Raw genomic sequence first — 16,473 nt, forward strand, 5'->3', positions numbered from 1 at the left:
AACCTTTAAAAAGAATCACAATGAAAACAATTTTTAAAACTTTAATTCTAACAGTTATGAGTACAACAGTTAATGCACAGGTACAAGATTATGCCACAGATGCACATCTTGATCAAGGCGTAAAGGATTTTTTAACCGTATTGAACACTTCTGGTGGACCAGGTCTGGAAACCCTTTCCAAAGAAGATGCCCGTCAGGTTTTGGTAGGGGCACAAGAAGCTTTTGAAGTCGATCTTAGCGGCATTGATGAATCCGAAAAGACCATCCATGCCGATGGGTATGAGGTAAAATTGAATATTGTCCGCCCAAGTGGCGTGAAAGGGGAACTTCCCGTATTCGTATTCATCCATGGCGGGGGTTGGATCTTGGGAGACTATCCTACCCACAAGAGATTGGTCAGAGACCTAGTGGTTCGCTCCGGATACGTTGGGGTCTTCGTAAATTATACCCCTTCTCCAGAAGCCCAATTTCCAGTGGCCATCAATGAAATCTATGCCGCAACAAAGTGGGTGGCCGAGCATGGCAAGGAAATCAATGTGGATGGATCTCGTTTGGCCGTTGTCGGAAACAGTGTTGGAGGTAACATGACCGCAGTAACGGCCCTAAAGGCCAAAGCAGAAAATGGACCCAAAATCAAAGCACAAATCCTTTTGTGGCCCGTAACCGATGCTACGTTTAGCCAAGAGTCCTACCAAAAATTTGCCAGCGATAGGTTCTTGACCGTACCCATCATGAAATGGATGTGGGATCAATATACCACCGATCCCAAAGAAAGAAAATCTATCTATGCCTCACCATTGCAAGCCAATATCGAGGAATTGAAAGGATTGCCCCCTGCAGTGATCATGGTCGCTGAGAACGATATCCTTAGGGATGAGGGTGAAGCCTATGGCCGTAAGTTGGACCAAGCAGGTGTAGAAGTAACCACGGTTCGTTACAATGGAACCATCCATGACTTTGGATTGTTGAACGCCTTGGCCGATCAACCCTCTACAAAGGCCATGTTAGATCACGCCGCTGCCGAACTGAAAAAATATTTGAAATAACAATGCATAATAGATGTTGGTTGTGGTTTTGATCGATAGGGGCTGGAGTATGGATTCCGGCCCTTATGTTTTTTAATTACTACAACTCAAAAGAAGAATTAGCAATCTATAAAAAGTAAATCATGGATTATTTAAATTATATAGGCCTGGAAAAGGCCAAATCTCATCATATTGCCGAAAAACTTAATGCACTATTGGCGAACTACCAGGTTTTTTATTTGAACGCAAGGGGATTCCATTGGAACATCAAGGGCGATAAGTTTTTTGAACTACATGCCAAATTTGAAGAATTGTATACCGATTCATTGGTGAAAATTGATGAGATAGCAGAACGTGTGCTCACATTGGGGAAACATCCGTTGCATAGTTTTTCAGACTATGTGGAAGTAGCCCAAATCGCGGAACATAAAAATGTTCAGGATGAAGGAACCGCCGTGCGTATCATTTTAGAATCTTTCAAGATTCTTCTGCTTCTGGAAAGGGAGTTGTTGGTCTTGGCGGATGAGGCCCAAGATGAAGGAACTAATTCCTTGATGAGCGATTATATTCGTGAACAGGAAAAGCTGGTTTGGATGTATGCTGCCTTTTTGGGATGATACATTAGAGTCTATTAGGAACGATTTTAGGGCATATTTCTTTGATTAAAGAACCTAAGAAATTATGTATTAATACAGAAAATAATGTATCTGAAATAGCTTATGAATTTGGTTTTGAGGGTCTATCTTTCCAATAATCATTTGATATGTCAACTGATTCAATAGAGAAGGATATGGGAACGGGTATCTTTTCATCAAGAAAGGATTGTCAATGGGCAATGTTTTCTTACTATAATGTTAATTCCAAGAATTTCAAATCTTAGTCTAGCAGTAAATATTTTTCAACATAGAGTTTATTGCATGTTTTTTGTAATAAACACATCAAAAATGTGTTCAAAAGTTGTTTTTTCTTTCCGTGTTCTTAACGCGAATACCTTCAAGATTACAGGGTTAAAAAAATGATTTTCAACAACATAAGATTTCGTTGAAGATACAGTCATCCCGACACCATAAACGAATGTTTTAAAAGCACTGTCAACCATTTGATAGTGCTTTTTTGATTTTGGTGTACACCTTATTTCTCTTAGGTAGAATGCAATAGAGAATCATCAACATGAAATCATAGTTGAATGCCGGTTAAGGAAAGGGGGCGACGCTCATTAAAATAAAAATCGTTAAAAATTAGTAAACGTTGTTAAACTCTTACTACCTGGCATTTTTTTGATATTCTTGAAGGCATATATAAATCAACAGAACAAGAAATCATGTCCGTATCACCTTCCGCCGACGTTATCGCGTCGCTTGAAAAATTAAACCTTAACTCCAACAACATCCATTACCAATTGACCCCTGAAGAGCTCCAGGACATCACTATCGACAAGGGCATGGGCCGTGAGGCCTCTTCCGGTGCCTTGGCCGTAAATACGGGCGAGTTCACGGGCCGGTCCCCAAAGGACCGCTTCATCGTGAAGGACGATATCACCAGGGACAAGGTCTGGTGGGGGGACATCAATATCCCCTTTGATGGTGAAAAGTTCGATGCGCTCTACGATAAGGTCATCGCCTACCTGAACACCAAAGAGCTGTATGTCCGGGATGCGTACGCCTGTGCCGATACGGACTACCGTTTGAACATCCGTGTGATCAACGAGTACCCATGGTCCAATATGTTCGCGTACAATATGTTCCTTAGGCCCACTGAGGCAGAACTGGAGGATTTTGACCCGGAGTGGACCGTGGTCAACGCGCCCGGTTTTATGGCCGACCCAAAGCAGGACGGTACCAGACAGCACAACTTTGCGATACTGAACTTTGACAGGAAGATCGCCCTTATCGGTGGTACGGGCTATACCGGGGAGATCAAGAAAGGGATATTCTCCGCGCTGAACTTCATCCTTCCCGTATATAAGAATACATTGCCCATGCACTGTTCCGCCAATGTGGGGGAATCGGGGGACACGGCGATATTCTTTGGACTATCCGGAACGGGGAAGACGACCCTCTCCACGGACCCGGACAGAAAACTGATAGGGGACGACGAGCATGGTTGGACGCCCGATAACACGGTGTTCAATTTCGAGGGAGGCTGCTATGCCAAGGTGATCGATCTATCAAAAGAGAAGGAACCGGAGATCTACGGTGCCATCAAAAAGGGCGCTATTTTGGAGAACGTGGTGATGGACGACAACGGCGAGGTCGATTTTACAGATACCTCGATCACCCAGAACACTAGGGTGAGCTATCCCATCCATTATATCGATAACATACAGTGGCCATCGATAGGGAAGAACGTAAAGAACATCTTTTTCCTTACGGCGGACGCTTTCGGGGTATTGCCCCCCATTTCGAAACTGACCCCTGCACAGGCCGCCTATCATTTTATATCGGGCTACACGGCCAAGGTAGCGGGAACGGAAGCCGGTGTTGTGGAGCCACAGCCATCGTTCTCGGCATGCTTCGGGGCCCCGTTCATGCCATTGCACCCGGCCAAGTATGCGGAGATGCTGAGCAAGAAGATGAAGGAGTCCGGTGTGGACGTATGGTTGGTGAACACGGGCTGGACCGGTGGTCCCTACGGAGTGGGCACGCGTATGGAGCTGAAGTACACCAGGGCAATGATCAGCGCCGCATTGAACGGGGAGCTGGGACTGTACAATTATGAGAAGTACCATATCCACTCGGTCTTTGGCGTGGCCCAGCCACGGGAATGCCCGGGAGTTCCGACCAAGGTGCTCAGCCCAAGGGCTACATGGAACGATGACGGGGCGTACTACAAAACGGCCTTTAAGCTCACCAATGCCTTTAGGGAAAACTTTAAAAAGTTCGAGGAACATGCCAGTGAGGAAATCCGAAGGGGAGGACCACAGCGGTACGCATTCTAAATCTTTGGTCTATCTACAGAAGGTACTAATGTATTGATCTGTGAAAATGTAAGATTTGTTATAGTCAACAAGAAATCTACCGGTACTGAACTGGCAGTCAAAACTTAGGACATCCCCCTCTTTGATTTGATTAAAATCCACATTGGGCGCCATCGTCGGATTACACGTAATGGGTTTTGAAAAGTCATCCAATAGATTTTTGGCTATGGAGTTGGTCTCGCTTTTTAGTTCGTTCAATAACTTTGCAGATACGGCCTCTTTTTCCAGAACTTCTTGAGGGACAAACTCAATGTCACGTCCAATGGCCTTGCCGGATCGCTGTATCTGTTCACCATCAATACTGAACTCGGTTTTGAAAAAGGTATGCACATAAGCAATTTTTACATAATTGGGGTCATCTTCAAAGTTGGAGTTCATGTAGGATGAAATCAATTTGGGATTAGCGTCCTTGGTTAGAAATGAATCGATGGGGACCTCACGTTTATCATACCAAATCTCATGTTTTTGGTATTCATATCCTTCGAAAGATTCTCCGCGATCATCCCTTTCATCCATGCACCTGGCATACATGACCACTTCTTTTGCTACATAATGAAATCCGTTTCTTTCCCTAAAAAAAGGAATTTTATATTCTTCTTTGAGCTTCCATTTACCTTGGTACTTGTAACAGGGGTAGTAACAATCTTCAGGTAGTTCCTTTAGTCGGACATAGGGTTTTACGTAGTTATTTTCAAAACCCCATCGCAACATTTCGTATCGGGTCTCCTCGGATAGTTCCTCGGTTTGGTCAATTGTTTCGTTTGAACGTGTTATCATGTAGGTGGTCAGGATACAACCTAATAGTAAAAGCCCGATACCAAAAAGGTACTTTTTATTGCTGAAAGAGGAATCGCTTGGCTTTTCACCTAACTTCTTCACCTTACCGCGAAGCTCATTTACGTCCAAGAGACGCTGAACATTTCGTAGGGCCCGGGTAAGCTCACCTTCCGATGCTGTATTGTTTATTAATCTAGAGAATTGTGAATCACTATAAAATAGGTCACGTGCAATCTTTGAATTGCTTGTGGATTCGAATTTGTTCGTGTTCGGATCGTATTTGCCATAATGGCGTTCTAGTTTTGAGATAAATTCCGCATGAATTTTATTTATCTCGTCTTCTGTATGCATGTAAGTCGGTTAAAAATTGATAAAAATTGATAAAAGTTATTAAAGTGACAATATAAATGATGATTATTTATATAATTGTCAATCACATAAGCACAATAATATCAAAACAACAACTTTTGTTTTTTTGGTAGTTTTTACTCTAAACTAATCAAACTTAAAACATTTAAAATGAAATTCAGACTTAAGCATGCATTTTTGCTTCTTGGGGTCCTTTCCTTTCAAATTGTATCTTCTCAAAAACAAATTTCCGGAAAAGTAACTGACGAAAATGGGCAGCCATTGCCCGGGGTTTCCATACTTGAGCGAGAGACAACTAATGGAACCACTTCAGACTTTGATGGTAATTACGCCATTACGGTACGCGATGAATCCTCACAAGTTCTATTCAGTTATATTGGGTTTACCACGGTAACCAAAACGGTGGGGAGCGGTGCTACCTTAAATATTGTAATGGAAGAGAGTGCAGAGGCCCTTGATGAGGTTGTCGTAACTTCTTTGGGATTTAAGGAACAGAAAGACGATTTGGGTTATGCCAGTTCCACGGTTTCTGGGAACAAGGTGGCCGAGGCAGGGGAGACCAATGTACTCAATAGTTTATCGGGTAAATCCTCCGGGGTACGTATTTCACGGAACTCGAGCGATCCGGGGGCAGGTTCCTACATTCAGATCAGGGGGGTGTCTTCCATCACCCGAAACAGTCAACCGCTTATTATTGTGGACGGCGTTCCCATTAGTAACGATGTGCGAGGAAACAGCGATAGCGGTGGAGTGAACCAAGAATCAAGGCTGAACGATATCAATCCGAACGATATCGAGAGCATTACCGTACTCAAAGGAGCATCGGCAGCGGCTCTATGGGGTACCCAGGCCTTAGGCGGTGTCATCAATATTACGACCAAAACCGGTAAATTCAACAGCCGACTTTCCGTAAGCTTAAAGAGTACCTATTCCTACGATGAAATTAACCGTAGATATCCGCAACAGGATGAATACGGCCAGGGCGATAATGGGGTATATGATCAAAGGGCCAGGGATTCCTGGGGCGATAAGCTGTCCGAAAGGTCCGGTGGCCTGGATGAACTGGATACCTCGGGCGAGTTTTATCTGGATCAAAACGGAAATGTCCATTATCCTATTCTGAACAAAAACTCAAGGGAAACCTTCCATGATTCCAATTTTGATAAGATTTTTGATAATGGGCACTTTTTGGAAAACAACTTGAGCGTTAGCGGAGGTAATCAAAAAGGTTCTATGTTCTTTAGTTTAGGAAACCTGGACCAACAAGGTATCATCAGGAACAATTCCGATTATAATAGAACGACCATGCGCTTTAATGCCAGACAAAACTTTACCGATGCAATTAGTTTGAAGATCAGCTCATCCTATTCCCGTACCAAGTCCAATAGAATTTTAAAAGGGGCGAACAGTTCAGGATTATATCTTGGATTACTGAGAAATCCAGTGGATTTTGATATCTCTGGATACAGAGGGGACTATTATGCAAATAGTGATGCAACTCCGGTATCCGATAGGCAACGATCGTATAGGGAACCATTAGGTGCGGACGGTACACCTACCTATAACAACCCACTTTGGACCATAAACGAACAAGAAAATTTGGCCAAGGTGGATCGTTTTATCACTAATGTGGAGTTGACCGCTACGCCCAACTCTTGGTTGACCTTGATAGGTAGAGTGGGGCTTGACCACTATAGTGAGAAACGAAATCAATTTTTTACACCAGGTTCCGCATCGGGCTCATATAGCACAGGTTTTATCAGTCAGGAATTGGCGACCAATACCATTTTTAATATGGATTACATCGCCAAGACCAATTTTGACCTAACGGATGATGTCAGTGGTGATTTTTTGTTGGGATTTAATTATAACGATAAATCAAGAGCGGTAAATGGATACGTAGGGACAAACTTTGTACAGTTCCTCGATGTGGACAGTGGTATACGGGATTCGGATAATATCCTGCCCGAAAATATAGAGACCAATAGTTCCCAAGGACAAGAACGGACCGTGGGGGTATATTCATCGGCATCATTTGCGCTGTACGAGATGTTGTATGTAAATGCCACGGTCAGGGGCGAGACCGCTTCTACATTTGGGGATATGGACAACAAAGCCTTTATTTTTCCTTCTACTTCAATAGCTTGGCAGTTTTCCGAACTGGAACCTTTTACCGAAAGCACATTTTTTTCCTTCGGAAAATTAAGAGCTTCCTATGGTGAGGTCGGTGTACAGCCTGCCCGATACAATACCTCAAATGTATATGTTTCCCCCACATTTGGCGATTCATACGGAGGAGGACTGAATCTTGGGTTGTTCGGTAATGGAGCTTTTGTACCAAGTGCCAGTCGTGGTAATACCAATTTGAAACCAGAAAGGAAAAAGGAAATGGAGTTAGGTTTGGACCTGCGCTTTTTTAGAAACAAGCTTTCTATCAGCGGTACTTACTTTTCCAATGTTACGGAAGATGTTTTGTTGGAGTTTCCACAGGCCAATTCAACGGGCTACACATCCGTATATACCAATGGCGCTGAAATCGAAAACAAAGGCTACGAACTGGATTTGGGCTATCGTATCATAGATACGGGAGATTTTAGCTGGTCGATAGATGCGAATTTCACACAAGTTCGTAATAAGGTGACCGATTTGGCGGGAATAGAATCCTTGAACCTAGGAGGCCTTTCTGCAGTTAGTTCCCGTGCGGTAGAAGGAGAGCCTTTGGGTGTCTTGTGGGGGTCCAGAACCCTCCGGAACGAAGATGGTTCCATTGTTTATGATGAATACGGATTTCCCGAGCAAGACCAGGTGGAAGGTGTAATCGGTGACCCCAACCCAGATTGGCAAGGGTCATTGGCCACAAGCATTTCGTACAAGAATTTTAGATTGACAGCCCTGCTGGAAACCTATCAAGGTGCAGATATTTATGCCGGAACCAAATCCGTGATGCGAGATTTGGGAACTTGGTACGATACGGCCAATGAGGTCACGGCGACACGAAATTACTTTACTGCGGACGGGAACATTATCAATATCGGGGAAACCTTTAGGGGGAATGTACAGGATTTTGGTGCGGGCCCAGTTGCTCTTACCGAAGCATGGTACAATGGCGACGGAGGATTTTTCAGCAATGGAAATGATGAACTGTATATTGAAGATGGTTCATGGACCCGTTTAAGGGAATTAAGCCTTTCCTATCGTTTAAAAAATGCATGGATGGCGGATTCCATGGGAATTCAATCCGCTGAATTTTCAGTGACCGGAAGAAACCTGTTCTTATGGGCCCCATTTGAAGGAAACGACCCCGATACCAATCTTTCGGGGGTAAGTGCAGCTAGAGGGATAGATTATTTCAACAACCCAAGCACTAAATCCTACTTGTTTAGCCTAACACTTAACTTCTAATCAAAAAAAACTATTATAATGAAACGCTATATATCCATCATAATACTTTGTACGCTACTGGCATCCTGTAGTGACTTGGTCGACGACTTGAACAACGACCCCAATAACCTTACGGAGAGTTCCTTCAGTTCTGTGCTGACTGGGGCAGAAGTAGGAAACCTATTGTTCCAGAGCGGGGAATCGGCCCGTAGAGCCGCTATTTTTGCCGGCCAGTATAGAGGAATAGATCGACAGCATGAAGGGTTCTATAATTATTCGGTGACCACCAGTGATTTTGATGCCCTTTGGAATGATGCCTTTGTAAATGGTTTCAGAAATGCCTTGATTGCGGAAGAGACCGCTCTCAATGATGAAATTGGCCCAATTGCACAGGGAATAGCCTTGGTTTTACAGGCACAGGTTGCAGGTTCCATCGCATCTCTGTATGGTGATATCCCTTTTGATGAAGCTGGAAATGTTGCTATCACGGACCCCGTGTTTGAAAACCAGACCTCGGTCTATGGAAAAATACAGAACACCTTGGATACCGCAATTTCGTTGTTGGGCCAAGGAACGGGAAGACCAAGTGCCGGTTCCGATATTTATTTTGATGGAGACGCCAATGCATGGATAGAAGCCGCTTATACGCTTAAGGCACGTTTTTACATGCACACCAAGAACTATCAAGCTGCATTGAATGCCGCGGGCAACGGAATTAGCTCCATGGCGAACAGTATGTATGGACCGCATGGAACTGCGGCGGAAAACTCCAATCTCAATTATCAATTTTTTGCCATAGAAGTACGGCAGTCCGACCTTGTGGTATCCGATTTTATGGCAAGTCTTGTTGACCCAAGCGCAGGCAGTCCGATACCTTCCAATTATAGGGGAAATGCCAAGACGGATGAAACAGGACGATATGGTTTTCTTTTCACCACGAATAGCACAGGGATACAGCCCAATATAGAAGACGGTTTTGCGGCCCAGGATGCCCCGGCACCTTTGGTGACCTATGAGGAAAACCTACTGATATTGGCAGAGGCAGGACTAAGGGCCAGTGGTTTTGGTACAGGACTATCCAATCTGAACGAGTATAGGGAATTTATGGACACAGGAGGATACCTTAGAAATGTAGACCCATCCCAAGTAAACTATGAACCTTATGTGTCGGCAGATTTTGAAGTGGGAGGAATGGAAAATATGGATGGTATCAGTCCGGAAAATGCGCTGCTCCGCGAAATCTTGGAAGAACGTTACATTACATTGTTCGGACAAATAGAGACATTCAACGATACCCGAAGAACCGAGGGAGAAACGGTTGTCAGGGTACCTATCGCCCCGAACACGGGCAATGAGCTGCCACAACGGTTTTTGTATCCACAATCTGAAATAGACAGGAACGATAATGTTCCCGACCCAATTCCCAACTTTTTTGACCAAACCCCGGTCAATCAATAAACCAATAAGAATTGCATTATCAAATTATGAGAAATAGACATATCAAAAATCTGAGTATATGGATTGTTGCACTGGTGCTGACCATTCCGGTTCAGCTAAGTGCCCAAGAAAAAGAAGACCCCATCAAAATATTGTTTGTTGGAAATAGCTTCACCTACTTTTGGAACATGCCCCAATTGGTGGATGCCATGGCCGAAACACAGGGAGTCGATATTTCTGCACATCAATCCACAGTGGGTGGCAGTAATTTGGAACAGCATTGGAAAAATGAAAAAGGAACCGTTACCCGTCAACTACTTGAAGAAAAGGAATGGGACTATGTTGTGTTCGGCGACCATAGCCTTAGTACCATAGACACTCCGGAACGTTTTAAGGAATACGGGACCAAGTTTGCCGAATTGGTCCGTTCCAAAGGGGCGGAGCCCATTTTTTATATGACTTGGGCCTATAAATCCAATCCATTGATGCAAGAGACCATTACCAAAGGGTACATGGATCTGGCCACATCGCTAAATGCAAAGGTGTTGCCAGTGGGACCGGTATATATGAAGGCTCGAACTGTGAGGCCTGATTTGGAATTCTATTTTGATGACAAACACCCTTCTTCGGATGGTACGTATTTGATTGCATTGACGATTACCAAATTGCTCACGGGTAAATCCATCCTTGAGGTTCCCGACCGTTTGATCACTAAGGATGCGAACGACGAAAAATTATATCTATCGTTTGTTTTGCCAACCACAGGTGACTTTTTGAGGCAACTGGTGGATGAAATGAATTTTGAACCTTACAAGACCCAAAAATGAGTTTGGTAAAAAGAAATATATTTTTGGTACTGGGGCCATTGGTCTTTTTAATACTACAAACCTTTGACCCTCCTTCCGGTATGCCACAGAGTGCTTTTAGCATGTTGGGAATCACCCTTTGGATGGCCATATGGTGGGTGACCGAGGCTATCCCAATTGGGGTGACCGCACTTTTGCCCATTATTCTATTTCCATTGACGGGAGCTGTGGACTTATCAAGTACCACTGCCTCATACGGACACAAGTACATTTTTTTATATATGGGCGGTTTTATGTTGGCCATTGCCATCGAAAAATGGAATCTGCATAAACGGATCGCTTTGCATGTTATTCGCATCATAGGGACCAATGTCTCCAAGATTATTCTGGGTTTTATGGTGGCAACAGCATTCTTGTCTATGTGGATTTCCAATACCGCCACTTCAGTAATGATGTTGCCCATAGCCATGTCCATTGTTACACAGCTAAAGGACAATCCAGCTACACGGGAAGACGAAAACTTGATTTTTGGAAAGGCGCTTATGCTCGGAATAGCCTATAGTGCTTCCATTGGAGGGGTGGCCACCTTGATTGGAACACCTCCGAATTTGGTCTTCGCCGGTTATGTAGAAGAGGTCTACGGGATAGAGATTACGTTTTGGCAATGGGCCAAGTGGGGATTGCCCATAGCAATTCCACTTTTGGTCATCGCTTGGATCTACCTGACCAAGTTTGCCTTTACCTTTAAACAGAAAGAGTTTCCAGGTGGAAGGGAGGAAATCAATACATTGATAAAACAGCTGGGGCCCATGAAGAAGGAAGAAAAAATGGTCTTGGGCATTTTTGTCCTTACCGCTTTTGCTTGGATCACCCGCTCTTTTGTGCTTCAACCTTTGTTGCCAGCCATTGATGATACCATAATAGCCATGTGCGCTGGTATTTTGTTGTTCACCATTAAAAGTGACAACAAAAAGGAACCTTTGATCAATTGGGAAGATGCCGTAAAGCTTCCTTGGGGGATCATATTGCTTTTTGGAGGCGGCATGGCCTTGGCCTCGGGTTTTGAGACGACCGGATTGGCAGAATGGCTGGGCAGTCAAATGAGTCTGTTGCAAGGATTGGCCCTTATTGTATTGGTTGTAGTAATCGTTGCCTCCGTAAACTTTATTACCGAGGTAACCTCAAACTTGGCTACGACTGCCATGTTGCTTCCTATTTTGGCGCCAATTGCCATAGGACTCGATATCAACCCTTACATATTGATGGTGGCTACCACAGTGGCAGCTTCCTGTGCTTTTATGCTCCCAGTGGCAACACCACCCAATGCGGTTGTTTTTGGGTCGGGATATTTAAAAATATCCGATATGGCAAAGAGTGGGATATGGATGAACATTGTTTCCATAGTGTTCCTTTCACTTATGGTGTACTACTTACTGCCTCTTATTTGGGATTTTCATCCAAGGGAGTTCAGTGTATTTATTTCAGAAAAGATTACCAAATGACAAACTAAAAATTACTAAACATGAAAACGTATAAAAACCCAATATTGCACATAGCCTTTTTTATGGTGTTTTTATTTATTGGTTGTAACGATGACGATGAAGGTAGCATTTTAGATGACGGCTCGTTGCGAGTATTGACCACCAATATAACCGAAACAAATTTTGGGACCAATGCCGAAAATGTTCCGGTGAACACATCGGTCGATTTGATTTTTTCCCATAGTTTAAATACCGAAGCCATAGTATCGGCCCTGGAATTTACTTCAGGTTCCGCAAACGTAGATTACGAAATTGAATTTTCAAACACCGACTCAAATGTTAGTTTGATTCCAAGTGAATTGGATTATGAAACGAGTTATACGGTAACATTGCCAGAGGGAACGTATGGTGTTGAAGGTGAATCCTTGGACACCCCTTTTGCCATTAATTTCACTACCGCAGCTTTTGTGCCACCGACCTTGACCTTGTCCAGCGATGTTTCCGAATTACAGGAAGATGGTGAAACGGCGACGATTACGGCAACCTTGAATAAAGTTGCGAACGATGATGTGACCGCTACCATCATTTTTGATGGAAGTGCCACCAAGGATGTGGACTATACTTTTTCCGGGGAGGAAACTATCACTGTTCCTCAAGGTTCCTTGTCTGTTTCTTTTGAGATTACCACCGTATTGGATGGCGAAAATGAAGGCAATGAGCTGATTGATATTTCATTGGGAGAAGTAACCAATGCCTCCAGTAGCTCAGAAGGGATAACGTTAGCCATTATTGAGCAATTACCTGCTTTATCCTTAAAGGGGATTATGGCCCTAACATGGGATGGTTCCGGTACCAATGATGGTAAGGCCATCCATCTTGTGGCCAATCAGGATATTGCCGACTTGAGCCTTTATGGTTTAGGAACAGCGAACAATGGTGATGGAACGGATGGAAACGAGTTTACCTTGCCTGCGATTTCTGTTGCAGCAGGGGATGACATCTTAGTAGCAAGGGAAATGGCATTGTTATCCACTTACCTAGGAGGGTGTGCCGGTGAGTTCGAGCATGTACTCCAAGCTGAATCAGCAATTAACCAAAACGGGGACGATGCCATTGAACTGTTCCAAGGAGATACTGTCATCGAAACCTATGGGGACGCTAACGTAGATGGTACGGGTGAGGCCTGGGAATATTCCGGAACTTGGGCCTATAAATTTGATGGGTTCTGGACCACTGGCGGGCTTGATTGCTCCGTTGGCTCCACTACTTCTGCCGATTCCAACTGTCCTTACCCCATTTGTAACGAAGCACTTTCCTTAAAAGGAGTACTGGCCCTATCATGGGACGGTAGTGGGACCAATGGAGGAAAGGCCGTTCACTTAAAGGTAAATAAGAACATTCCCGATTTGAGCATATACAGTATCGGTGTTGCCAACAATGGAGGTGGTACCGACGGTATCGAATATACACTTCCGGCAATTGCCGTAGAGGAAGGGGACGATATTCTTCTGGCTCGCGAGCAAGCAACTATAGCTGCTTATTTTGGTAGCTGTATCGATTCGTTCGAACACATTATTGAGACCGAGTCCATGAACCAAAATGGTGATGATGCCATAGAACTGTTCAATGGGAATACCGTGGTTGAAACCTTTGGTGATGTTGATGTGGATGGAACAGGGGCAGCCTGGGAATATTCGGGGTCTTGGGCCTATAAGGAGGGTGCAACCTGGATGACAGGTGGTGTGGATTGCGCTGCTGGTTCCACCATAACACAAGAGTCGGCCTGTACCTATCCAGCATGTAATTAATTTATTAAAAGAATAAGATGAATAAAAATATAATTAAGAACCTTCAACGTGTACTTATGGGCATGGTTGTGCTTTGGTTCACCGCTTGTAGTGAAGATGATGATGCCACGACGGGCTCGTTAAACGTGATTTCCGTTAAATTGAACGATTCTGTATTTACCGATGATATGCAAGGTGTTCCATTGAACAGTACTTTTGAGGTTGTTTTTTCGTCCGCAGTGGAACCCAGTGTATTTGAAAATGCGGTGTATATAAGTGCAGGACAGGAGAATGTGACCTATACGGCGCAATACCTTAACCAATCCACTAAGGTGCTGATTGGTTTGGGCGACATGGTGCCCAACACGGCCTATACAATTAATATTGATTCTGGTCGAATTGGTGTCGAGGGAAAAATGCTCCAAGAGTCGGTTTCCTATTCTTTTACAACAGAAAATGCGGAAACGAATGCAAAGACCCCATGCCTTTCGGCATCTGAAGATTGTATGCAAAGAATCGAGTTTCTGGACGATTCAGAACAATCCTTATCCTTTGATGTTTATTCAAACTATGATTTTATCGAAGACACCGAGTTTGTATGGGACTTTATAGAGAAGGTCGTTGTGGTAGTCCACGGAGCCAATCGAGATGCAGATAATTATTACAATTACATGGTCAATTCGTTGCAAAGTATGGAGATGGAAAGAAACACTCTTATTATTGCACCATACTTTCAAGATAATGGAACGGCCCCAGCAAATGGATTGATATGGAACGATTCCAGATGGCGTGAAGGAGCAAACGCAGGAAACAATAATGCCGCAATTAGCTCCTTTACTGTAATGGATAGTCTGGTGAATCGCTTTTCGAACCAAGAGAAGTTTCCCAATGTAGAGAACATTTTTATTACCGGACATTCATCCGGAGCCACTTATACACAACATTATGCTTTGGCCAATAAAGTGCAGGCTACGATAGAAGGTATTGATTTTCAGTACGTGGTGGCAAACAATCAATATTTCTATTATCCAGATGGCCAGCGCTATAATGAGGATACCTCCAGTTTCTATGAGCCTATGGATTGTGAGGGATACGATTATTGGCCGTATGGATATGAGTTTGCTGTGCCTTATTTGGATGGGGTAGATGCAACTACCTTGACCCAACAGCAGGTTTCACGGAATACGGTTTACTTTTTGGGAAGTGATGACACATCAACGGAAGGAACTCTTAACACTACGGACTGTCAAGCAACTTTGTTGGGGTCCAATCGCTTCATTAGGGGGGAGCATATGTTTCAATACATGGAAACATTTTACCCTACCGACCATAATCATAGAAGAATAGTAGTGCCCAATGTGGCACACGATGGTAACAGGATGTTCAATTCACCTGAGTTCAAGGACTATTTTTTGGAATTTGAATAAGGTATTTGTGATGTAGAGTAAAATTCAAGGATAGTTTATTTTTGATTTAGTTAATTTAAGATGGCCCACTATGGGTCATCTTTTTTTTAACTTACTATATTTTCAATTTCAATAGTCATTATAAAATTTTGAAAATCAAACACATATTGTGTCGAATGTTTCCAAATTTTTGTTCGGTTTTGAAATAGATCCAAATGATTCTAGCTTTACTTGATTTTAAAACTATAGAGGTATGGGGCTCTATGGGCTCCCCCTGTAAATAGCTTTTCATGACGGACCAAGTTTTTTGTAGCCAGCATCCTCCGCTGGAATGCAGTACGCTTGAAGGTTTCGCCCGTTATCTTTTCATAGGCATTCTGCAATTCTTTCATGGTAAATTTTGCAGGAAGCAGATTCATGCCCAATAATTTTTTGTCCAGATTTTCACGTAGGGTTTCAAGTGCTTTATGAACGATTTCCTCGTGGTCCATCATCAATGGGGGAAGTTCATCCAAAGAATACCACTCAATACTGTCGGCCAAAGGATCAGGAATGGGATTGACTTCTTCAAAATTGATCAGTGCATAATAGGCAATGGAAATAAACCGGTCCAATAACCACTCATTGGCCTTAATATCCAGTCCGTTCATTTCCAATATTTGTTCCATCGCTTTGGAATCAGATCTATTGAGACCTCCAAAAGTTTGGAACTGTTCCAAATAGAGGTCATCAATTCCAGTTCGTTCCTCTACGCCTTTGGTGACAGCTTCGGCCAGACTTTCTTTTCGTCGTACAAATCCTCCGGGTAAAGCGAACAAGCCCGTGTTATGATACTCCAATATCAAGATTTTTAAGTCTTTTCCATTAAATCCAAATATGACAGAATCAAATGCGATATGGGAAAGATAGTCTTCTTTGTTAAGGCTTTGTGGATGTTTATCGGTATTCAAAACTGAAATTTTGGTAAATAAAGCATGAAAATTCGAAAAAACAAAGTATTATTGTAACAAACTGTTACAATAACAAA

General features: G+C 43.3%; 11 protein-coding genes. 9 read left to right on the forward strand and 2 right to left on the reverse strand.

The genetic code is table 11. The annotated features are described in order from the left end of the window. The first annotated feature begins 56 nt into the window (after positions 1–56). The 3 genes from DCK90_RS01835 (at position 57) to pckA (ending at position 3,963) form a co-directional block, all read left to right on the forward strand. Positions 57–1,046, forward strand: coding sequence for an alpha/beta hydrolase (locus DCK90_RS01835; protein WP_108244481.1), 990 nt, complete (start codon positions 57–59; stop codon positions 1,044–1,046). Positions 1,047–1,168: 122 nt separating this feature from the next. Continuing rightward, positions 1,169–1,642: a Dps family protein gene (locus DCK90_RS01840; RefSeq protein WP_108244482.1), complete on the forward strand. Its 474-nt coding sequence runs from the start codon at positions 1,169–1,171 to the stop codon at positions 1,640–1,642. A gap of 704 nt (positions 1,643–2,346) precedes the next feature. After that, entirely contained in the window at positions 2,347–3,963 is a 1,617-nt protein-coding gene (pckA, locus tag DCK90_RS01845; protein ID WP_108244483.1) for a phosphoenolpyruvate carboxykinase (ATP), read from the forward strand. A gap of 9 nt (positions 3,964–3,972) precedes the next feature. On the opposite strand, the gene DCK90_RS01850 is transcribed toward pckA, so the two are convergent. After that, positions 3,973–5,130 carry a hypothetical protein gene (locus tag DCK90_RS01850; RefSeq protein WP_199912635.1) on the reverse strand — a complete coding sequence of 386 codons (1,158 nt, stop codon included), beginning with the start codon at positions 5,128–5,130 and terminating at the stop codon, positions 3,973–3,975. Positions 5,131–5,298: 168 nt separating this feature from the next. On the opposite strand from DCK90_RS01850, the gene DCK90_RS01855 reads away from it, so the two are divergent. Genes DCK90_RS01855 through DCK90_RS01880 form a run of 6 tightly spaced genes read left to right on the forward strand, consistent with a single transcriptional unit; the run spans position 5,299 to position 15,467 of the window. Next, entirely contained in the window at positions 5,299–8,550 is a 3,252-nt protein-coding gene (locus tag DCK90_RS01855) for a SusC/RagA family TonB-linked outer membrane protein (RefSeq protein ID WP_108244484.1), read from the forward strand. A gap of 18 nt (positions 8,551–8,568) precedes the next feature. Further along, positions 8,569–9,987 (forward strand): SusD/RagB family nutrient-binding outer membrane lipoprotein, encoded by a 1,419-nt coding sequence (locus DCK90_RS01860; RefSeq protein WP_108244485.1) that lies wholly within the window; start codon positions 8,569–8,571, stop codon positions 9,985–9,987. A gap of 26 nt (positions 9,988–10,013) precedes the next feature. Continuing rightward, positions 10,014–10,793 carry a DUF4886 domain-containing protein gene (locus DCK90_RS01865; RefSeq protein WP_234414565.1) on the forward strand — a complete coding sequence of 260 codons (780 nt, stop codon included), beginning with the start codon at positions 10,014–10,016 and terminating at the stop codon, positions 10,791–10,793. Then, complete coding sequence (locus DCK90_RS01870; protein WP_108244486.1) at positions 10,790–12,274, forward strand: SLC13 family permease; 1,485 nt, start codon at positions 10,790–10,792, stop codon at positions 12,272–12,274. Before DCK90_RS01865 ends, DCK90_RS01870 begins: the two co-directional genes overlap by 4 nt. Before the next feature lie 20 nt (positions 12,275–12,294). Further along, complete coding sequence (locus DCK90_RS01875; RefSeq protein ID WP_108244487.1) at positions 12,295–14,061, forward strand: Ig-like domain-containing protein; 1,767 nt, start codon at positions 12,295–12,297, stop codon at positions 14,059–14,061. A 17-nt stretch (positions 14,062–14,078) separates the two neighbouring features. Next, positions 14,079–15,467, forward strand: coding sequence for an Ig-like domain-containing protein (locus tag DCK90_RS01880; RefSeq protein ID WP_108244488.1), 1,389 nt, complete (start codon positions 14,079–14,081; stop codon positions 15,465–15,467). Between the two features lie 206 nt (positions 15,468–15,673). Here DCK90_RS01880 and DCK90_RS01885 read toward each other — a convergent pair whose 3' ends face one another. Then, the gene (locus DCK90_RS01885; RefSeq protein WP_108244489.1) at positions 15,674–16,396 is read right to left on the reverse strand and encodes an NUDIX hydrolase; all 723 of its coding nucleotides are present in this window, start codon (positions 16,394–16,396) and stop codon (positions 15,674–15,676) included. Between the last annotated feature and the right edge of the window lie 77 nt (positions 16,397–16,473).

The organism is Muricauda brasiliensis, assembly GCF_003057865.1.
Taxonomy (GTDB): Bacteria; Bacteroidota; Bacteroidia; order Flavobacteriales; family Flavobacteriaceae; genus Flagellimonas; species Flagellimonas chongwuensis.